This window comes from Streptomyces sp. NPDC058864, from assembly GCF_042742985.1.
Classification (GTDB): domain Bacteria; phylum Actinomycetota; class Actinomycetes; order Streptomycetales; family Streptomycetaceae; genus Actinacidiphila.
Genome location: NZ_JBHYMQ010000045.1, coordinates 46785 through 67612 on the forward strand (window position 1 = coordinate 46785; position 20828 = coordinate 67612).

Here is a 20828-nt window from a genome sequence, read left to right on the forward strand (position 1 = left end):
TGCTCGGCATTCGCCACAGCATCCAGAGGGCACCGTGTCTCCGAGCGCATCACGTCAAAGGTCAAACAGACCGTCCGAGACATCCGAGTCACCCCTGAGTGGCTTGGTAGCGCCGGAGGGCACAGGAAGAATTCCTGCGGTCGTCAATTCGGCCACCGTGATCAGCGGCTCCGTGCAGATCTCGTTGAGTAGCTCGGCCTGCCCGGGCTCCTCGCAGACCAGCAGTCCCAGGACGTTGAGAAGTTCCAATAGTTCTGTCGTCCATTCGGGAGACCATCGATCGGCCACGATGTGATCCAATTCCAGGCGTCGCTTGCCTGCGGGGTTACGTCGGCGATAGCCGAACCACTTGTCGAGCACGTTCATCCCCGAAACCTGGTACGCCCGGACCTCTGGGGGGACGGGATTGATGCGTCCCGTCCCGACCCACAGGTCTTGGGTCACCGGGTCGTAGGCCAGTCGGTCGGGCATGTCCTCGGGCGCGTCCGGGATTTCTTGCAGGCACCGGGGACGGTTGGCTGGCAACAGTGGCTGCCTCTGCGGTCTCCCAGCGGCAGGGTCTGCGTACCGCTCGCCGTAAGTGTGCAACCACAGGATCCGTCCGCCCAAGGCGACTGCTCTCGCCCACAGGTGCCGGTCGGTCGTCAGAGGGATGCGGGTTCCTGGCACCTGCAGGTCGTCCAGAAAACGCTCGGTGTAACCGGGGTGGGAGGTGAGCGCTGCGATGTATGCCAGGGCGTCCTCGGATGTGAGCGATAGGCCCAATCGACGGTTCAGCAACCGGAGGAGTCCCGGCGTCAGGTTGGGGAGAGTGCCCGCAGCGTCGCGGTAGAGGGGGCGCGTGCAGCCGCTGCGGTTGTTGTAGTAGTGCATGTCCGGTATGAGAGCGCTGAAGAGGAGCGCGGGTCCGTTGACCACCGGGTGGGAGTTCTGCTCGACGGTGTAGATCTGACGCTCGCCCCGTACCCGCCACAAGTCGGGACGGGCCACGACCATGAGGCGATGATCCGGCATGACCCACTGACGGTCGAAGGCCCGGTAGCCGATTCGGACGGACTTCGCCTGACTGCTGTGCTCGGTACGCAAGGGCGTTGTGTCGTAGCCTGCAATGCCTGGAAGAGGGGCGACCTTGCTGTCGAGGTGGCGGTCACGTGCCTCGCCGAACATCACCCGGCGTCGTTCGGGATCGGCGGCCAGGAACCGTCGCCACCGTTCGCGGAGTGTCTCCTCATCGGGCGCGTACACCCACATCCGTCCTGGGGTGACGCCACGCGATGACCAAGGCATGAGGTCTTCGAGACGCGGAGATGACTCCCATAGGTCACTGCCCGGTGGCAGGAACGGGTCTGTCTCACCCGGAGCACACTCACGCCACTCCGGGTCTTCGAGGGACAGTGCGGTGAGGCGCTCGATCTTCTGGTGACGGCGCCCGTGGACCTGAAGGTGCCGGAAGACGGACGGACCATGTTCTTTGTTCTTCCATCGCACGAAGACTGCGATACAGAGCTCCTGGGCGACTTCTGGGAAGAGTCGAGTGGCCACGTCAGCTCGCTGGCCCTCTGGCGAGACATCGATGATCCATCCCGCGTCGCTTGTTTTCCGCAGGTACTGGCGCATGCCCGCAAAGGCGCGGCCCTTGAGCCATGCCTTTGGTGTGAGGAGTGCGACGACACCGAAGGGGGTGTCTTCGTGTGCGTCAAAGACCTTCCACGTCGCCCAGCGCCAGAAGTAGACGTGGAGGTTCGCGAACTTCGATTCGTACCGGCCGTTGCCCTTAAGCCGGAACGCATCCAGCGGGGGCCTCTCCCCGAGTTCAGGATCGCCGCGTTCGACCCACTTGCCGGCGCCCTTGCCCACGGCATCGTGGGGTGGGTTACCTATGACGACCATGACACGTTCGTCGCGTTTGATCCGATTGGCCTGGCGACGCGACTCGGCCAGCGCCCGATAGGTGTGGGGAATCCAGTTCAAGTCGGCCGTAGGACTGTCGAGTGCATCGGCTACGAGCAGCCTGAGCCCCTTGGTCGGGGCAGCCGAGCCGTAGCGTTTGAGCATGGCGTGCATGCGCAGTTCCGCCACGGCGAAGGGGCCGGTCTGCATTTCGAAGCCGATCAGTCGACGTCCGACCATCTCTCTGAGGCGCGGTCCCACAGCGCCGGGCCCCTCCTCAGCGGCGATCGTGCCGGCCGCGCGTTCCACGGCGGTCAGGAGAAATGTACCCGTGCCCATCGCGGGGTCGACCAGTACCACGTCAGGTGAGGCGAAGCCCGAAGTGATGCCGAATCCCTCGTGCTTGAGGATGTCCTCTGTGATCCGGGTCATCGCGGCGACCACACCGTGGGGGGTGTAGTAGGAGCCGGTCCGGATGCGAAGCTCGGGATCGTAGATGTGCAGGAAGTGCTCGTACAGGAGGAAGTAGGCGTCTCCGGTCCCGTCGTCGAGCGCCTCCCAGTCCACTGCGCCCACGACGCGGAGAAGCGTGTTCAAAGTAGTTTCCAGCTCGCTCACAGACTCCCCGGCTAGAACCTCCAGCGCCTTCCCCATCAAGGAGTGTTTCTTACCGAGCTTCGTGGCTATGCCGTGTACGGTGTCGCCTTCGAAGACGATGCCCTCCACCCGGGCCAGTAGGAGTGCGAACACCACCGCTTGCCCGAACTGCTCAGTGAACTCGGAGTCCGTGGTCTCCGGAAAGAGCAGATTTCGCCAATCCCCGGCGAGTGTGGTGAAGGCAGGTGGGCGACTGCGCGCCTTCTCCAGGGCGATCGCCTCTCCGACCTCCGAGGACAGTAGTTGGCACAACCCGGCTACGGCCCGCACCAGCTGGCTCGTCGTGCGCGGGGTCAGAGGCTCCCAAAGGAGGAAGTCCCGCAGTACCCGGGCGAGCTTCCCATCGGCCGGGCCGAGGCGGGCGCTGGCTGTGCGAACAGAGCCTTTCGTCCCTGCCACTTCGCCGACCCTCTGTCCGTTCTGGTGGACGGAGAATTCGTCACCGTCGCACAGGAGGACGTTGGGGAGCAGCCGGAGCTTTCCCCACTGGTCTGCATTGCGCCCGGCAAATATGGAAGGGTCGGCCCCGGTTCCCGGTTTCTTGAGCTCGATGTAGCCCACCAGAGCGCCGCCCACGGCGACGGCATAGTCGGGGCGCGCATTGAGGTCGACGAGCGGCACCTCGCCGATCAACGTGACCTCGAGCCCGAGGCCACGGCCGGCCGCACGGATCAGGTTCTCCAGCGGGCCGCGCAGTTGATCCTCCTGCCAACCACCGCCCTTGAGTTTCGGCGTGACCTCGGAACCGAACGTGGATACCGCGGCCCGGATGGCTTCTTCATAACTGGTGTGACCCCCGCCTCGGGATACCATGCCGCCCCTCCCGCATGTCCGGCGGCCGAGACGGAATTGGCAGCGCGCGCCCTCCCCGACCGCGCTGTGCTCCCAGTAAGGCCCGGAACTCGTTCCGGCGCCTCGTCCCCGATCACCATAAGTTCGTACCAAGGGCGCCAGAAGGGTGCATTGGCGTGGCAGAGGCGCACGCGGGGCGCTCTCAGCAGCGCACAACGGCATGCACAGCTACGAAATCAGCGGAACGAGCAGAAGTCTTCAATCCAGTCGCCACGCGTCGGCGGTCCGTCGTCTTCTGGCCCGCCGGGGATTTCTTGCCAGCCGGACCACGTCGGCGATCAGCAGCCGGGGCTGCGGGTGATCACATCGAACCGGGCCGCACCTTTGGGCGTTATGGTGCCAATCGTGTCTCTATGGATGCAGATCGGTAACCTTCCGAGTGTGCACCCTGCAGTCGCGACAATCAGAGGTTCATCCGCGAAGGTCGCGTCATCACTGGATGCGCAACCCACGTAGCAGCAGCCGCCCCCTGGTGGTGGGCCCAGCTCGAGGGCCCACCACCTAGCTGCCTCACGCCCGGGCGAACAGTGCCTCCAGCGCAACCATGGTGGCCGGGTAGCAGTCGAGCAGGGCCGCGCCCGATGGCTTTGGGGCGGCCGTGGTCCAGGGGACGTCGCAGCCCAGGAGGCGGGCCAGTGCGTCGGTTGTCTCCGGGTGGGCGGCGAGGAGGGTCGCGCCGCGGGGGGTCTGTCGGGCCGGGGTCAACGCTGGCGCCGGCTGGGCTGCGCGCCACGGGGGGATCCAGGCGTCCAGGGCTTCCAGGCGGCCCGGGAACATGCGGCCGGCCTCGCGGATCAGAAGGGGGGCCAGCTCCGTGCCGCCTGCGCGGAGGCTCGTGATCAGGGTCGGCAGCCACGGCAGCAGCACCTGGTCCGGCAGGCGGCCGAACGCCTTCGAGACGGCTTCCACCACCACGTCCGCGAGGCCCGGGACCGGTTCCAGGGCGTGCAGCAGGCCGCTCAGGTAGCGCGGGTACGCGGGGACCACCAGCGGGTTGGCCAGCAACTCGTCGCACTTGGACCGCAGTTCCCTGCGGGTCATGGTGCCCAGGTGGACCTGGGCCGCCCACAGCAGGGCCGTCTTCGACGGGTCCTGCGGGTGGGACTGCGCCACCGCCAGTTCCAGCTGGGTGCGGTCGCAGCCCAGCGACAGCGCCAACGTCTCCATGCTGAACAGGAAGCCCAGCATCGCCGCCACCTGGCGAACCGTTGCGTCCTCGTCCGTGAACGCCGTCGGCAGCAGGGTGCAGTAGTGCGCGTAGCCGGTCTTGACGAAGGACTCGATCCACGACGGCAGCGTCGGCTCGCTCGTACGGTAGTAGGCGAGGAGCCGGCGTACGCGGCGCAGCACCTCTGGTGCGCCGTCCACCGTGCGCTCGGCCGACAGCACCTCCAGGGCGCGCGTGCCGAGTTCGTCGGCAAGGCGGCGGCTGTTCAGGTACAGCGTCGCGTCCTCGACGGCTTCCAGGACGGTCGCCGCGGTGGCCTTCGGGTCGTAGCCGCGGCGGCGCAGGCGCTGTTCCAGGACCTGCTCGATGCTGACGCCCTCGTAGCCGAGCTCGATCAGCGCGCGCTGGTGCGTGCCGAGGGCCAGGTCCCAGGACTCCTGGATCGGGCGTTCGCCGAGCTTCCGCTCGCCCATGATCGGCCGGGCGGTGCCCTCGGGCATCAGCCGGCGCAGCATCCAGAGGACGTCGGAGCACGGGCCGAGTTCCGGACGGGACGCGATGTCGAGCAGGGCGCGCTGCACCCCGCGCTGCTGGAGCTTGAGGTTCAGCGGTGCGAGGCGGTCGTGCACGTCGCGGGCGAGGGGCGGCAGTGCGTCGTAGCCGACCTGGCCGATCCGGTCGCCGCCCATCATGATCTCGACGAGTCGGCGTACATCGCGCCGGCCGGGTACCGCGTCCTTCTCGATGCAGGTGACTGCTGCGTCCTGGAAGTCGTACGGCGTGGGCCTGGCCCGGTCACGCATCCCCGCCAGCAGGATCGACGTCTCGAACACGGCGATCGCGTCGGCCGTCGAGGCGAGGTAGCCGTTGCGCCGGGCGGCGCGCACGATGTCCACCGACCAGCCGAGCAGTTCGGCCTCGTCCAGCTGGTCGAGGACGGGCGGGCGCTGCAGGAAGCCGGTCAGCTGGTCGGCGGGTACGGCTTGGGGTGCGGGTGGCAGGGCCTTGGCGACCGTCTTCTTCGCGCCCGCCTGTCCCGTCAGGCGGTACGGCTTGACCCTCGTACGCTTGACGTTCTTCGTCCACTGCGTAGCCGCGATCGACACCGAGCCCGCGGCCAGGCCGAACTGCGCCTCGATCGCCGCATGGCTGGACGGGATCAGGCCGTGCAGCCACTTGGTGGCGCTGCGCGGGCTGATCTCGAACGTGTCGGTGCCCGCCACGCCGAACTCGGCCACGCGGCTCGCGGCGTGGAAGGCGCCGCAGACGTAGACGCAGTCCGCCGGATCGGTGCCGGTGGCAGCCAGGTGCTCGCGCATCCGGGTCCACATGTGGCGCTCCCGGTCCTCGTCCACCCGCACCCGGTGCGGGTCGCCCGGGGCGAGGCGCCGGAAGAGACTGCCGATGAGGAACATGACCTGGCGGTACGTGTCGTGGTCCGCGTCGCCGAGCGGCAGCTCGACGTACTGGTGCCACCACTCCGACCAGTGCCGCACCCGGCCGTGGCGCAGCAGGTGCTCCTCCAGTTCGGCGAAGCGCGGCCGCAGGTCGCCGATCTCCACGCCGACCGCGTCTCCGTGCAGCGCGGCCTCCTCCTCGGCGGGCGGCGCGTCCGGGTCGTCCGGTGTGTCGGGACGCTCGGCGCGGGCGTCCCACTGGAAGACGTGGTCGGAGGAGCGGTCGACCAGGACGAGTTCCACGCCCGGGGTGTCCAGCGCGTAGGCGATGGCCTGGTACTCCGCCGAGGCCTCGGTGATCGGGGCGACCACCGACAGCGGGGCCCAGTCGGCGGGGAATCCGTCGACCTCGCTGGCGTACGCCTGGACCGCCACCGGCAGCCGGCAGTTGCGCAGCTCGGTGAGCAGCGGCGTCATGTCCTCGCACAGCTCCAGGTACACGACCTTGGGCTGCTTCTCGCGCAGGCGGCGCGCCATGGCGACCGCCGAGGCGGGCGAGTGGTGGCAGACGGGGAAGACCTCCAGCGGCTCGCGCACGGCGCGGTCGACGTCGTCGACCATGCCGAGGAGGATGCCCTCCAGGGCGTCGGGCCCGTCGGCGAACGTCGTGGCGGCTTCGCGGAGCTGGCCGCGCAGTGCCTCGAAGGTGCCCTCGTGGGTGCCGCTCATGACAGGGTGGCGATCGCGTCGCGGCCGCCCTCCAGGAACTCCGGCCAGGCGCCGCCCTCGTCCTTGCTGCGCGGCTCGACGACGCCGTGCAGGTACTTGTTGAGGATGGCCAGGTCCTCGGGTTCGCGCCTGGCGAGTGAGCCGACGAGCGAGGACGCGAGGGTGCGGGCGGTCAGGGCGCGCTCGCCGAAGAAGTTGCTGTGCAGGATGGAGTCCTCCAGCACGCCGATCTGCTCGGCGGTGGACAGGGCCGACTCCAGCTTCTCGTCGTCGCTGCCGGCCGCGGCGGCCGAGGCGCGCAGGTCGGCGAAGCTCTGCAGCAGCACGTCGAGGAGGGTCGGCGGTACGTCCAGCTCGATCTGGTGGCGGCGGAGCAGTTCTTCGGTACGGAAGCGGACGATCTCCGCCTCGCTCTTCTTGTTCGTCACGACGGGGATGCGGACGAAGTTGAAGCGGCGCTTGAGCGCGGAGGACAGGTCGTTGACCCCGCGGTCGCGGCTGTTGGCGGTGGCGATGATGGAGAAGCCGGGCTTGGCGAAGACGATGTTGTCGCTGTCGCCGTCGAGCTCGGGGACGGAGATGTACTTCTCGGAGAGGATGGAGATCAGCGCGTCCTGGACGTCGCTGGTGGAGCGGGTGAGCTCCTCGAAGCGGCCGATGGCGCCGGACTCCATGGCGGTCATGATCGGCGAGGGGATCATCGACTCCCTCGACTGGCCCTTGGCGATGACCATGGACACGTTCCACGAGTACTTGATGTGGTCCTCGGTGGTGCCGGCGGTGCCCTGCACGACGAGGGTGGAGTTGCGCGATATGGCGGCGGAGAGCAGCTCGGCCAGCCAGCTCTTGCCGGTGCCGGGGTCGCCGATGAGGAGCAGGCCGCGGTCGGAGGCGAGGGTGACGATGGAACGTTCGACGAAGCTGCGGTCGCCGAACCACTTCTGTGCGATCTCGCGGTCCAGGCCGTCGGAGGGCTCGGAGCCCAGGATGAACAGCCGGACCATCTTGGGCGACAGGCGCCATGAGAAGGGCTTGGGGTTGTCGTCGACCGACTCGAGCCAGTCCAGTTCCTCGGCGTACTTGGTCTCGGCGGGGGCGCGCAACAGGTCGGACATGGGGGGCCTTTCGGGCGTGTTGGGGGTGTCTGGGACTGCCGGGTGGTGCCTTGGGGTTGCCTTGCGGTGCCTTGGACTGCCCGGGGGCGCTCAGGCGAGGAACGTCTTGAGCTCGTTGACGAGCTTGCGTATGTGGCCGGAGATCACCGGCGTGCCGAGGTCCTTGAAGCGCTCCCGGAACCACGGGTTGACACTGCCGCGGCCGGCGCTGGTCACCGAGCCGACGGGGATGAACTTGACGCCCGAGCGGTGGAGGGCGGCCATGCTCTCGAACAGGGGCTCGGTGCGCCACTCGTAGAAGTCGGAGATCCACACCACGACGGTGTTGCGGGGCTCGGCGACCTTCGGCTGCGCGAGCGCCATGGCGACCGTGCCGTCGGTGCCACCGCCGAGCTTGGTGCGCAGCAGGGTCTCGAAGGGGTCGTGGACCCAGGGCGTGAGGTCGAGCGCCTGCGTGTCGTACGCGATCAGGTGGACGTCCACCTTCGGAAGTCCCGCGAAGATCGAGGCGAGGATGGTGCAGTTCACCATGGAGTCGACCATCGAGCCCGACTGGTCCACGACGACAATCAACCGCTGGGGCGTCGTCTTGCGCGCGGTGTGCCGGTAGTAGAGGCGGTCGACGTACAGCCGTTGCTCCTCCGGGCTCCAGTTGGTGAGGTTCTTCCAGATGGTGCGGTCGAGGTCGAGGTTGCGGAACACCCGCTTGGGCGGGATCGAACGGTCGACCGCGCCGACCGAGGCCTTCTCGACCTGCGTGCGGAGCACTTCGGCGACCTCGTCGACGAAGCGCCTGATCAGGGACTTGGCGCTGGCGAGGGCGACACCGGAGAGGTTGTTCTTGTCCCGCAGGAGCTGCTCGATCAGGGACATGCTCGGGGTCAGCTGCGCGGCGAGCTTGGGGTCGGCCAGGACCTCGCGAAGGTGCATGCGCTTGACGAGGTCGGCCTCGATCGCGCCGAGTTCCGGGCCGATCGCCGGGATCAGCCGGCTGAGGTCGGGGGTGGTGCCCCCGCCGCCGGTGCCGGTCGGGCTGACGCCGGGGCCTGCGACTCGTCCGCCGGCGCGGCCTCCGCGCAGTTCGCCGGGGCGGCAGCCCAGCGCGCGTTCCAGCCAGCCGGCGTCGGACTGCCAGCGCGCCAACTGCCCGGCGGTGACGGTGCCGGAGCCGGACGCGAAGACGTTGAGCAGGACCTTCGACACCAGCGCGGCGCGGCGGACCTCGGCGGCCCGGTCGCGTGCGCCGTCCTCGGGTTCGGGTTCGGGTGCCATCAGGCCGTCGAACTCGGCGGCCAGATCCGGGTGGCGCTGCACGATGGAGTCGACCGAGGCCTGCGGGTCCAGCAGCGCGGGCGGCAGCCCGATGTCCTCGACGACGGCGAGGCTCGCCGACTCCAGCGTGGCCTGCTCCTCGGGGTCGAAGAGCCGGGCGAGCAGGCGCCAGTACAGGACCTGGCGACGGTTGTCGTGCGGGTCGGCCACGGGAGGCCCGTCCGGGCCGTCGGGGCGCCCGGTGGTCTGTTCGGTCATTTGCGCAGCAGCCTTCCTGCGCGTTCCCGCAGGACGTCCACCGCGTCGGTGGCGGCCTTCTCGGCCTTGACACCGTTCTTGTCGGTCGTCCCGCCCGCCCATGCCCCGGCGTGGACGGTGACGGCCTTCTTCCGCACCGTCGTCTCGACGGCCAGCGACTGGACCCGGTACGCGCCGTCGTCCCAGCGGAGCAGCGCGATACAGGCGCCCGACGCCGCGATCGCCTCGGGGGTGAGCGGGCCGGCGGCCGGGACGCGGTCGGTGTCGACGGCGAGGGTCTGCCCAGCCGCGGTGAACGTCACCGCGCCGTCGTCGGTCGCGGCGGCGTAGCCCTCCAGGAAGACCGGTACGGCGATGCGTGCCGGGTGCCGGTCCAGGGGCGCGACGGCCGGGTCGGCGGCGGTGGGCAGCGCGACGCGGGCGGTGGCGAAGGCGTCGGCGGGCTCTCCCGCCTGCGCGTGGGCGTCGTTCCAGAGCAGGTCGCCCTCGGCGGTGACGGGCATGCCGGTGAGGTCCATGGAGCGGCCCTCGCTGACGGCCGCCAGCAGCGACATGTGCGGGCGGAGCAGTTGCCAGAGTCCGGCGCCGACGACGGTGTCCGGCTTCGGCACCGACACACTGGCACGGACCAGGCGGGCCGTCGTGCCGTCCGCGGGCTCGAACACGGCATGGACCTGGGCCTGTACGGCGGTGGCGTGCTCCTGCAGGTCGACGCCGAGGGGCAGCAGGCGGCCGGTCGCCGTCCCGGGGGCGGGCGTAGCGGCCGCGCCGGGCAGCGCCAGCAGCATGCCGCGCGACCAGAGGTCGGCCCAGCGGCGTACGGGGAACCGTTCCATGGTGGCCCCGGGGCAGGAGGCGGCGAGTTCGGCGGCGAAGCCGTCGAGGAGGGTGGCCAGGCGGCGCAGCGCCGGGTCCGGCAGCATCGCGGAGACGATCTGCGCGGCGCCCGACACCATGTCGTGGTCGAGGCCCTGCCAGCCGGAGCGGGCCAGGTCGGACAGCCAGGACCGGGCGGCGGCCAATAGGTTCGTAGCCTGTCCGTCCGCGGGCTCCTGGGCGTCCACCTGGGCGCGGGACCGGCCGGTCCCCTCCTGGATCCGGGCCGTCAGCGCGTCGTGGACGGAACCGAGCAACGCGATGCGGGCGGCGGCGAGCACGACCAGGTGGTCCTCGCTCGCGGCTCCGGCCGCCGCCTTCCCGGCCGCCTCGGCGACCCTCGCGGCCAGCGGGGTTCCCGCGACGGCGTGGACGAGTTCCGTCAGGCCGGCCGCCTGGGCGGCCTGCGGGCGCAACAGTCCCCCGACGAGCGTGGCGTCGAAGGCGTCGACGGCCGCGAGGGCCTCGTCGAGCCCCGGGACGGTCTCCGCGAGCACGTCGATGCGCATCACGCCACCGCCCTGGTCGGCGGGAACCACTGCATCTCCGGCAGCGGGGCCGTGGTGGGGGCGAGTTCGAGGTAGGCGAGGTGGCGCAGGAAGCGGCTGAAGACCGGCGCCGCGGCCTGCTTGTCCCCCGGCGACGGGCGTGCGCTCGTCATGGCCGCCGTGATGCCCTGCGCGTCCGGCTCGCCGCCCGCGCTCTCCGCCTTGATGTAGCGGGCGACGCGCTCCGCGCCGTACTGCAGCACGGCCTCGACGATCAAGGTTCGTATGTGGTTGCAGAAACCGCCGCGCGCGCCGCCGCAGGGCCGGTTGTTGTTGGTGCTGCAGGTGTAGGCGTAGGTGCCGGCGGCGACCGACGAGACGTAGACCCGCTCGATGTCCGAGCCGCTGGACACCACGCCCTGCAGGCGTCCGTCGGCCAGTTCGACGAACGGCACCTTGGCGAGCTTGCGCGGCCGCGCGGGTGCCGTCACCCGTGCCGTGCTCGACCTCTCCCAATCTGACAACGCGCCATCTCCTGTGCAGCAGGGGGTATTCCGCGCCACATCGGCGGGACGTCAATGAACATATCCGCGATCACTGACAACGCCGTCCGGCCATGCACAGCCCCAGGTCAGGAGCCCTGTGGAGGGCGCGGACTCCGCATCACCGGGGTGAGGGGAGACCGCCGCGTTCCGGCAGCGGTGCGGTGATTCCCCAGCCGCGGGCGAGGAGCGCGTCGACGGCCGTCACGGCCGTCCGCAGCCGCCGCTCGTGCGGCCCGGTGAGCACCACGTACGGCAGGCCGCGGCGGTCGAGTTCGGCGCGGAAGCGGCCGGTCATCCAGGAGCGCAGGTGCTCGCCGTCGCGCAGCCCGTCGTCCTCGAAGGGCACACCGGCGTCGTCGGTGAGCAGCCACAGGTGCTGCCGGCCCCGGGCGGCGACAGCCTCGACGCGGGGATTGGGGCCGCCCATGTAGCGCTCGTGCCAGATGGTCGTGGCCATGGCGTCGGTGTCGCAGAACAGGACGGGCGACCCGGTGCGTGCGGCGGCGTCCTCCTCGACGAGCTGGCGCTCGGCGATGAGCTCGAAATCGTCCGAGTCCCAGGTGACTTCGTCGAACGTGGCGTCCGGCCGGGTCTCCAGCAGCCGGGCGTACTTCTCCTCGCTGAACGTGCGCCCGTACTCGGGCACCCACCGCGTCGTCTCCCACACCCCGCCGCGCGCCCGGTAGTGCTCCGCGAGGGCGCGGGCCATGGTGGTGGTGCCGGTGGACTCCGCGCCGACGACGACCACCCGGCGGGCCAGGGCCGCCCGTACCGGTGCGGCCAGGTGGTGCCAGCAGGCGACGGGGTCCTCGCGGACGGCCGTTCCGGAGACGGGGTGGGTCGTACGGCGCAGGTCGACCGTCACCGGCACCGCGCCGAAGCGGCGGGCGAGTTCCTCCCCGTAGGGCTCCGAGGTGAAGACGGCGTCGACGGGGTCCGGGACGGCTGCCCGGAAGACCGCCATGTGGGCGTCCCAGACGGCGGGGTCGGTGTAGTCGACGGGTATGTCGTCCACGGCGCCGACGACGTCGATGCCCGCCTCCGGGTGCACCTCGCGCATCCAGGCGACGCGCTCCGCGAGCGGGACGGACTCCACGGCGGAGGCGCAGACGAGCACGGTGAGCCTGCGGCACCGTGCGGCGGCGCTGCGGACGAGGTGGTGGTGGCCGGAGTGCGGCGGGTAGAACTTGCCGAGCACCAGCCCGTGGTCGAACTCGCTCACGCCGCGGCCTCCACCCGGGCCGCCACCGGGCCTGCGGTGCGGGAGGCGGCCTCGTTCCGCCAGCCGCGGAGACCGACGAGGCACAGCAGCAGGAAGCCGGCGTAGAGGAGCGAGGTCAGGTAGAGGCCCTTGTAGGCGTACAGGGGGATGTAGACGAGGTCCGCGGCGATCCAGAGGTACCAGGACTCGATCTTCTTCCGGCACTGGCCGTAGGTGGCGGCCAGGGAGAGCGCGGTGGTGAGCGCGTCCCAGAAGGGCACCGTGGAGTCGGTGGCCCGGTCCAGCAGTACGGCCAGGAGCACGGTGGCGACCGCCGTGGCCGGGGCCAGCACGGCCCAGGTGCGGCGGTCGGTGCCGCTCACCTCGAGCCGTCCCGCCGCCGATCCCCGGGCGGCCCAGGACCACCACCCGTACACGGCCAGCACCACGTAGACGACCTGCAGGGCGGCGTCCGCGTAGAGTCCGGCACCGGCGAACAGCAGGATGAAGAAGAGGTTGTTGGCGATGCCGACGGGCCAGTTGGCTATGTGCCGGCGGGCCACGAGCCACACGCACACCGCACCGCTGCCGAAGCCCAGGACCTCCACCCAGCTGACGGGGGTGTCCAGAAGGGTGAACAGTGGTTGCTGAAGCGGGGCGAACACATCCGCGAGAGCCACGGGACGACCTCCAATAAACGTCAGCTTGACGATAATGGGTCCACATGGCTGCGGCAAGGGAATTACCGGGGGCGGCGGCACGGGAGGGACCCCCGGACCGAGGAACCCGTGCCCGGCGCATTCAGCCGAGGCGGACTCCGCCGCTCGCCTCCCTGCGCGGCCACGGTGGGCGCGGGGTGATCGTCCACATGGACGGGACGCGACCGCGCACGCGGTCACGTCGGACCCGTCACACCCCGCGCAGCGAATTCTCGCGCCGGAAGCGGGCGGGGGTCGTGCCGAGGTGGGCCCGGAAGGCCCGGGAGAACGCGGACTCGGAGTAGTAGCCGACCTGGCCGGCGACGGCCGCGACGGTGGCGTCGGTGGTGGCGAGCAGTTCCGCCGCCGCCATCAGCCGTGCCCGGGTGAGGAAGACACCCACGGTCGTCCCGGTGTCCCGGGTGAAGTGGCGCAGGAAGGTGGCGCGGGACATGGCGGCCGTGCGGCTGAGCCGTTCGATCGTCCAGTCGGCTCCGGGGTCGTCGAGCATGCCTTCGACGGCCGACGCGATGCGGCCGTCGGCCGCCGCGGTCCACAGGGTGGTCCGTGTGGTGTCGCCCCGCGCGGTGCGCAGCACCATCGCCAGCAGCACGGTGCACAGCGCGGAGAGGATCGCCGCCGTGCCCTCGCCCTCGCGTCGTGCCTCACCGCGCATCAGGGCGCTGAGCATGCGCAGCACCTCGTCGCTCTCGGCGGACTGCCCGAAGGAGACGTGCACGGGGTCGGGCAGGCTCGAGAACAGCAGTGAGCCCGTGCCGGCGTCGAAGGTGTAGTGCCCGCAGAACAGGTCGATGACCGGCTCCGCGCCGTGCTCGCTACGGGTGGTCATGAACACGTCGCCGGCTGTCTCCGCCGTCCCCACCTGGTCGCCATCTCCGTCGGTGATCACCCGGTGCGTGGCGCCGCTCGGGATCATCACCACGTCGCCGGGGCGCAGGTCGAGCAGGACCGCGCCCACCTGAAGCCGGCAGGTGCCTTCCAGCAGCACGTGGAAGGGCGCCTCCCGCTCACCGTGGGTCGGCACCTCCATCCTGGTGCCGGCCCCGAGCAGGCAGCGCTTGTCGAGGTCGGCCCTGAGCCGGGCCAGGCGCAGCAGTCGGCTGACAGAGTCCACGGTGAGACTTTCGGGCAGGACAGTGAGACGTTCGAGTCTATTTGCACCGGTGGCCGGATCGCAGACTCGACGCATGGAGATCACCACAGCACTCACCGCGGACGTCCTGGTCATCGGCTTCGGCAAGGGCGGCAAGACCGCCGCCCACGTCCTGGCCGAGGCCGGCCGCCGCGTGGTCCTGATCGAGCAGTCCGAGAACATGTACGGCGGAACCTGCCCCAACGTCGGTTGCGTACCGACCAAGATGCTCGTCCACTACGCCGACGGCAAACGCCTCAAGGACGACGCGCAGGAGTTCTTCGCCCACTCGATCGCCGGCGTACGCGCGCTCACCAGTGCCTTCCGCGCCGGCAACTTCGAGGCGCTGAACGGCCGGGACACCGCGACGGTCATCACCGGCACGGCCCGGTTCGTCGATCCGTACACCGTCGCCGTCGGGGAGGGACCGGACCTCGTCACCGTCACAGCGCCCACGATCCTGGTCAACACCGGGTCGGAGCCGGTGATCCCCCCGATTCCGGGCCTCGCGAGCAGCTCCCACCTGGTCTCCAGCGCGGAGCTCACCCGCACGCCGAACCTGCCCGAGCGTCTCGTAGTCCTGGGAGGCGGATACCTCGGCCTGGAGTTCGCGGGGATCTACAGGCACTTCGGCACCGAGGTGACGGTCCTCGAAGCGGCCGAGCGGCTCCTGCCGCGGGAGGACGAGGACATCGCCGGGTCCGTCCGGGAGATCCTCACCGGCGACGGCATCCGCGTCGTCACCGGCGCGAAGGTCACCGAGGTGCGTGACAGCGGCGCCGTCTCCACCGTCGTCTACGAGAAGGACGGGCGGACCCGCACCGTCGAGGCCTCCGCGCTGCTGCCCGCCACCGGACGCCGGCCCGTCACGGACGGCCTCCGGCTCGACGCCGCCGGCGTCCGAACCGCGCCGAACGGTGCGATCGTGGTGGACGAGTACCTGCGCAGCAGCCAACCGCACATCTACGCACTCGGCGACGTCAACGGCGGCGAGCAGTTCACCTACATCTCCCTGGACGACGCACGCATCGTCCTGGACCAGCTCCTGGGTGAGGGCAAGCGCACCACGACTGACCGCAGGGCAGTACCCCACACCCTGTTCATCACACCCCCGCTCGCCACCGTGGGACTGACCGAGAGCCAGGCACGCGCACAGGGGCTGAACATCAGGGTCTCGCGGGAGAAGGTCGCGGACATCGTGGCCATGCCCCGCGCGTACACCGTCGAGGAGACCCGCGGCGTCATGAAGTTCGTCGTGGACTCGGACACCGACCTCATCCTCGGGGCCGCCCTGCTCAGCATCGACGCGCAGGAGATCATCAACACCGTCGCGCTGGCCATGCGGCACGACATCACGGCCACGCAGCTCCGCGACTCGATCTACACCCACCCGAGCTCGACCGAAGCCCTCAACGAGGTCTTCGACAAGGTCCTGCCCTGACCGGCCCTGGCCCGGCGCTCCGCCCGTGTCGGGGTGCGGGCGGGGCAGGATGCAACGACCGTCCGACCATGAGACAAATGGGACAGGCCCGACCCGCCTCCCAGAAGAGAAAGAACCATGCAGCAGAAGAACAGGCCCTTCGATCCCGCCGACGTCCAAATGCACGCCCGTGAACTCTCCGGCGGCGTGTACGCGGTCATGGCAGCGGACGTCGACGACACCGACCACACCGCGACCAACGCCGGTTTCGTCGTCGGCGATTCGGGAGTGCTGGTGGTCGAATCGCTGAGCAACGGCCGCCTGGCGTCCCAGGTCATCGGCGCGGTGCGCACGGTGACCCCGCTGCCCATCCGGTTCCTGGTCAACACCAGCTTCCATGGTGACCACTGCTTCGGGAACTTCGCCTTCCCGTCACAGACGGTGATCATCCACCATGAGGCGACCAAGCGTGTGATCGACGAGCGCTTCGAGCAGGACCGCGCCTTCATGATCGACCTGCTCGGCCCGAACGCCGGCATCGAGGAGGTGGTTCCCCGCTCCGCGGACCTTGCGGTGTCCGGGTCGTGCTCCGTGGACCTAGGGGGCAAGCACGTGGACATCGAGCACATCGGCTTCGCCCAGACCGACGGCGACCTGGTGGTCCGCATGCGCGAGGACGACATCGTCTTCGTCGGGAACATGCTGCAGGCGCCACCCCCGGCTTTCCCGTGGCTGCTGGAAGGGCGAGCCGACGAGGCACTCGCCACCTACCGGCGCCTTTACGACACCCTCGACGACGACACCCTGATCGTGCCGGGCCACGGCCGCACCATGCGCCGTGCGGACATCCTGCACTCGATCGCCTACCTCGAGGAGCTGACCGGCCTGGCACGGGATGCCCAGGACAAGGGGCTGTCGGACGACCAGGCCCGCGAAGCACTCGAGATGAAGGAATACAGCGGCTACAGCATGTACGAATCCATCCACCGACAGGTCAACGTCCCTGCCGTGCTGAACGCCCGATGAGCGGCGTGCGCGGGATCCCTGATACCTGACGGGCCCCGGTCCGGTCGCGACCGGGCGCGTCCCGTCCGGCAGCGGGAACGGCGGCGGAGGGGCGGGGTACGTGAGGCCACCGGCGCGCGCACGCAACTCAACGCGTGTGCGGCGTCGGCACGTTCGGGCCGACTCCGCTGCAACAGAACCCGGCCCTGTCCCCTGGTGCGAGTGGCAACGGCCGGGGTCAGCCAAAGAGACCACCCATACCCCAGGGGCACCCGACCCGGGCGCTGCACGGGATAAGATCCGGCGAACCGGATTTCGTCGTGGTCTCGAGGACAATGGCAGCAGTTCGGCATCGTAAAGGCAATACCTTTGCGATGCGATGCCGTCCCAAGAATGGCCGCAAAATCCTCATCCCGTAGCCGTCCATGGCTCTGACCAGGTGGTACTGGGCGCCCGTACGGAAATCCGCGTGCCGTGGTTGTCCGGATTTCGCGCACGCTCCCGTCGCACGCCGGACCGATTCCGAATTCCGGGTGGACCGCGCCCCGACGAGGCCTCCACTCTGCACATGGAGGCCCCTCGCCGTCGGGCTGCAACCCACGGTGAGTTTCCCGGGGCCGAGCGAGTGGCAACGAGTATGGGAGGTCCCTCGGCGTGCCGCCTGACACGCAAACACATCGTTCACCCACCGAAGAATCCCGTCCGAGAAGTCAAGGTGTCCGTCTGCCCACAGCGATCGTCGCCGTCCTGGTCGCGCTGGTCCTGGGATGCGTGCTTGCCCCGCGCATCCGGATCGACGTCCACCTCGCGGTACCGACGCTGCCGGCACTGATCGCGGCGGAGCTGATCCGCCGGCTCGTCCGTTCCTTCATCTCGCCGAAGGACCGGTGAGCACCGGGAGCACGAGCCTGCGCAGCGGCCACGCCCGCTGCGCACGGCGCACGTCCGGCACAATGCCCACGTGACCCTCGGATCCGGAACCCGCTACCGTGCCGCCGACCCGGTACGCACCACCCGTCTGGTCGCGGCCGCGGCCGCGGTGCTCACCGTCGGCGCGGGGCTGGCGCTCAGGGCCGTCGCGGACGGAGACGTGGCCAAGTACGGCGGAGACGCGCTGTACACCGTCCTGCTCGTCACGCTCGTCGTCCTGGTGGCGCCTCGGGTGACGCCCCTGACGGCCGCCGCAACCGCCCTGGCGGCCAGTTGGGCGATCGAGTTCCTGCAGCTCACCGACATGCCGGCCGAGCTATCCGAGCGCAGCGTCGTCGCGCGACTCGTGCTCGGTTCGACTTTCAACACGCCCGACCTGTTCTGGTACGCGACCGGCGCGGCAGCCGGATGGCTCGTCCACACGGTCGTGAACTCCTCCCGGCCGCACCAGGAGCCGGCGCGGTGATGACGTCCGCTGACGGGGCCTGTTCCTGCCGCACGTCGTCCCTACGAGCGGTATCGCTGTAACTGCGCCGGGCTCCGCTCACGGGCCGGGCCCGGGGCCGACCGCTCAGCGCCCCGCCACCAACCGCACCGCCATCTCCCGGGCCGAGGAGGGGATTCCGCGGACCGGCTCGCCGTACTGCGGGTGTGCCTGGTCGAGGGTGGGGACCATGGGCCGGGAGCGTTCCTCCGGTACGCGTTCGAGGACCGTCGTGCCCGTCTCCGCCTCCAGGGCCGGGGCGTAGCCGGCGGCACGCAGGGCGGCGAGGGTCTCCGTCGGGGGCGCCGTGGAGATCAGCACGGTCGGCGCGATCTTCCGCAGGCCCAGCTTGGCGAGGCCGCGCGCCTGGGCGACCTCCGCGATCAGGGCCGTGTCCTCGGAACGGATGCAGCACGCCGAACGCACGACCCGCAGCCTTCCGTGGCCTCGGGCGACGTCCTTGACCGTGTACGTCAGCGGCTGCGGGAGTTCCGTGCCCGGCCGGCGGACGGCGGCGAGGCGTTCGAGGATCTCGTCTGCGTCCCATCCCGCGTCGAAGGCCCGGCGCAGGGAGGCGGGTGTGATGCGCCAGACCACGGCGTGCCCCTCGGACTCGATGTCGCCGACCGCGGAGAGCAGCGCCGCCAGGTCGGGGGCGGGGGTGCCGGTGACCGTCGCCGTCGAGTCGGCCTGGAAGCGGGCCGTGGTGCTGGGGGCGGGCAGCGTCGAGCGCAGGGCTTCGCGCAGGGCGGCCACCGCCTTGGCCAGGGCCGGGCGCTCGGCCAGGCCCTCTCCCAGCCGGTCGGTGCCGTCGGCCGCCGGGTCGGCGTCCGCGCCGGGCACGGCAGGGTAGTGTCGGGCGGCCCCGGCGCCCAGGAGGCCGGCGACCGCGCGGCCGACTTCGGTGAGCGCGCCGTGGGCCACCAGGCCGAGCAGCTCCGCCTCGGCCAACGTGGCGTCGAGCCGCCCTTCCAGATCCTCGTCCTCGTAGGGCGCCATCAGCCTCGGGCGGAACCAGACGGCGCCTTCGAGGAGTTCGTCGCGTCCGTCGTCCCCGGCGGTCAGCCCGTACCCGTCCGGCACCGTGGCCAGCGCTTGCAGCACGCCGTGCCGCAGCGGCACCGCGTAGGGATCCTGGGGGCTGACCAGGGCGACCGGGGTCTCGTCGTCGTCCGGCCAGTACGTGAACACCAGCGGGACGACCGCCCAGGCCGCCGCCAGCGGCAGCAGCTTCCCGGCCGGGGTGGCCGCCGCCCACGCGTCGTAGCGTTCGCTGGGCAGCAGCCGCGCCGGACGCGGCGGAGCGGCGGGACGCCGTCGTCCCCGGCCGCGAGCGGCGGCTTCCTCCTCCTCGGCCCGGGGCGCGGCGAGGCCCGCGTTCACCGCCAGGTCGAGCCACAACCGGGTGTGCTCCTCGCTCGTCCCGGCCGCCTTGGCCAGCCTCTTGGTGTCGCGTACCGCGATCCCGCCCGCCTTGCGCACCGCCACCGGATGCGCGGCCAGTTCGCGCAGCACCAGTTCCGCACGCCATGCGGCGCCCCCCGCCGCCACCGCGCCCCGGTCCGCCCAGTCGCGGGGCAGCGGTGCGACACACGTCAGCGGCTCCGGGTCCAGGCTCGGCGCGGGCGCGGGCTGTTCCCCGCGCAGTGCGTGGCCCACCTCGTACGGCAGTTCCACCAGATCCCTGCCGACCGGCACCACCATGCCGTGTTCCGCGAGCCAGTCGGTGCCCTCGTCCCCGCTGCCGCCCTCGCGGAACGTGTACTTCTGCTCCGGCCCGGCGTGCCCGCCGTACCGCGAGACGAAGCAGTGCGTGCGCAGCAGCGGCGGTCCCTGCAGCATGTTGCCGAGCAGTTCGTGGGACGCCGCCGGGGCGGTGGCCACCAGTTCACGGACCCGGCCGGGGTCCTGGAGCAGGGCGCCGATCGCCGCCTGCGCGTCGGCGCGGGTGCGCTGCTCGATGCCGAGGGCGGCGGCGATCCGTTTGATCTCCGGCGCGTTGTACGCCTGCGTGAGCAGCAGGTCGGCGGGCCTTCCGTAGCCGTCCATCCGGGCCGCCCACAGGTGCAGCATCGGCGGCAGCGCCAGTTGGCCGCGCGGAGCGGGGAGCAGCAGCGCCCGGTCCCGCAGCCGTTCCAGTGCCCGCCTGGTCGACTCGCGTGGCGTGCCGCCCTGTTCGAGCCAGTCCAGCGCCTCCGCCTCGGGCACCAGCCGGGTGTAGGGGTCCAACGGCGGCGGAGCGGGACGCCAGGCGTACGCCTGCTGCTCGGCCTCGGGTACCGGCCCGTACGTCTCCAGGGCCCGGGCGGCCACGCACGCCAGCAACTGCGCGTCGCCTCCCGTCCCCGCGGCGACGGCCCGGTCCACGGAGTCGTCGGTGAGGAGGTGCTCCGCGAGTTGCCGGAACGTGGTGAGCGGCGTGTAGCCCGCGGCACGCGGCAGTTCGCGCTCTTCCAGCAGGACGGTCAGGCGCTCGGCGGAGAGTCCGGTGAGCCACTTCTCCAGGGCGGTACGTACATGCACCCCCTGAGCGTAGAGCGGTCCGCGTCCGCCCGACGGCAGCTCTTCCCGATGCCCTTCGGCGGTGCCGAGGGAGGCGCGGGGGGGGGGGGGCGCCCGCCCGCCCGGCCGCGGCGGCCCCCCGGGCGGCGGGGGACCCGGCGCCCAGCACCACGCCGCCGGGGGATGGG

General features: G+C 70.6%; 13 protein-coding genes. 3 read left to right on the plus strand and 10 right to left on the minus strand.

Going from position 1 to position 20828, the window contains the following annotated elements; genetic code table 11:
• Positions 1-54: 54 nt before the first annotated feature.
• The 9 genes from ACFW3D_RS28235 to ACFW3D_RS28275 all read right to left on the minus strand — a co-directional run bounded on the left by ACFW3D_RS28235 (position 55) and on the right by ACFW3D_RS28275 (position 14281).
• Positions 55-3360, minus strand: coding sequence for a type ISP restriction/modification enzyme (locus ACFW3D_RS28235; RefSeq protein ID WP_500508498.1), 3306 nt, complete (start codon positions 3358-3360; stop codon positions 55-57).
• Positions 3361-3909: 549 nt separating this feature from the next.
• Complete coding sequence (locus tag ACFW3D_RS28240) at positions 3910-6693, minus strand: DUF5682 family protein (RefSeq protein WP_500508500.1); 2784 nt, start codon at positions 6691-6693, stop codon at positions 3910-3912.
• Positions 6690-7808 (minus strand): ATP-binding protein, encoded by a 1119-nt coding sequence (locus tag ACFW3D_RS28245; protein WP_500508503.1) that lies wholly within the window; start codon positions 7806-7808, stop codon positions 6690-6692. The genes ACFW3D_RS28240 and ACFW3D_RS28245 overlap by 4 nt, the downstream gene beginning before the upstream one ends.
• Positions 7809-7898: 90 nt before the next feature.
• Positions 7899-9338: a VWA domain-containing protein gene (locus tag ACFW3D_RS28250; protein ID WP_500508505.1), complete on the minus strand. Its 1440-nt coding sequence runs from the start codon at positions 9336-9338 to the stop codon at positions 7899-7901.
• Entirely contained in the window at positions 9335-10753 is a 1419-nt protein-coding gene (locus tag ACFW3D_RS28255) for a hypothetical protein (RefSeq protein ID WP_500508507.1), read from the minus strand. The genes ACFW3D_RS28250 and ACFW3D_RS28255 overlap by 4 nt, the downstream gene beginning before the upstream one ends.
• Positions 10723-11226, minus strand: a complete 504-nt coding sequence (locus ACFW3D_RS28260) for a hypothetical protein (protein WP_500508510.1) — start codon at positions 11224-11226, stop codon at positions 10723-10725. Before ACFW3D_RS28260 ends, ACFW3D_RS28255 begins: the two co-directional genes overlap by 31 nt.
• Before the next feature lie 139 nt (positions 11227-11365).
• Complete coding sequence (locus ACFW3D_RS28265) at positions 11366-12469, minus strand: AAA family ATPase (RefSeq protein WP_500508513.1); 1104 nt, start codon at positions 12467-12469, stop codon at positions 11366-11368.
• Positions 12466-13128, minus strand: a complete 663-nt coding sequence (gene pnuC, locus ACFW3D_RS28270) for a nicotinamide riboside transporter PnuC (protein ID WP_500508516.1) — start codon at positions 13126-13128, stop codon at positions 12466-12468. The genes ACFW3D_RS28265 and pnuC overlap by 4 nt, the downstream gene beginning before the upstream one ends.
• A gap of 229 nt (positions 13129-13357) precedes the next feature.
• Positions 13358-14281, minus strand: coding sequence for a cupin domain-containing protein (locus ACFW3D_RS28275; protein WP_500508518.1), 924 nt, complete (start codon positions 14279-14281; stop codon positions 13358-13360).
• A gap of 73 nt (positions 14282-14354) precedes the next feature.
• Here ACFW3D_RS28275 and ACFW3D_RS28280 point away from each other — a divergent pair, with 73 nt between their 5' ends.
• The 3 genes from ACFW3D_RS28280 (at position 14355) to ACFW3D_RS28290 (ending at position 18120) form a co-directional block, all read left to right on the plus strand.
• Positions 14355-15740 carry an FAD-dependent oxidoreductase gene (locus ACFW3D_RS28280; protein WP_500508520.1) on the plus strand — a complete coding sequence of 462 codons (1386 nt, stop codon included), beginning with the start codon at positions 14355-14357 and terminating at the stop codon, positions 15738-15740.
• Between the two features lie 117 nt (positions 15741-15857).
• A complete protein-coding gene (locus ACFW3D_RS28285) occupies positions 15858-16745 on the plus strand; it encodes an MBL fold metallo-hydrolase (protein WP_500508523.1) in 888 nt (295 codons plus the stop codon).
• Positions 16746-17685: 940 nt separating this feature from the next.
• Positions 17686-18120: a ribosomal maturation YjgA family protein gene (locus ACFW3D_RS28290; RefSeq protein WP_500508525.1), complete on the plus strand. Its 435-nt coding sequence runs from the start codon at positions 17686-17688 to the stop codon at positions 18118-18120.
• Between the two features lie 105 nt (positions 18121-18225).
• On the opposite strand, the gene ACFW3D_RS28295 is transcribed toward ACFW3D_RS28290, so the two are convergent.
• Positions 18226-20661 carry a helicase-associated domain-containing protein gene (locus tag ACFW3D_RS28295; RefSeq protein ID WP_500508527.1) on the minus strand — a complete coding sequence of 812 codons (2436 nt, stop codon included), beginning with the start codon at positions 20659-20661 and terminating at the stop codon, positions 18226-18228.
• Positions 20662-20828 lie beyond the last annotated feature (167 nt).

What these genes read in the sequence shown, in the direction of transcription:
- ACFW3D_RS28235 (WP_500508498.1), bottom strand. Translation starts at nt 3,360, where the DNA reads ATGGTATCCCGAGGCGGGGGTCACACCAGTTATGAAGAAGCCATCCGG.
- ACFW3D_RS28240 (WP_500508500.1), bottom strand. Translation starts at nt 6,693, where the DNA reads ATGAGCGGCACCCACGAGGGCACCTTCGAGGCACTGCGCGGCCAGCTC.
- ACFW3D_RS28245 (WP_500508503.1), bottom strand. Translation starts at nt 7,808, where the DNA reads ATGTCCGACCTGTTGCGCGCCCCCGCCGAGACCAAGTACGCCGAGGAA.
- ACFW3D_RS28250 (WP_500508505.1), bottom strand. Translation starts at nt 9,338, where the DNA reads ATGACCGAACAGACCACCGGGCGCCCCGACGGCCCGGACGGGCCTCCC.
- ACFW3D_RS28280 (WP_500508520.1), top strand. Translation starts at nt 14,355, where the DNA reads ATGGAGATCACCACAGCACTCACCGCGGACGTCCTGGTCATCGGCTTC.
- ACFW3D_RS28285 (WP_500508523.1), top strand. Translation starts at nt 15,858, where the DNA reads ATGCAGCAGAAGAACAGGCCCTTCGATCCCGCCGACGTCCAAATGCAC.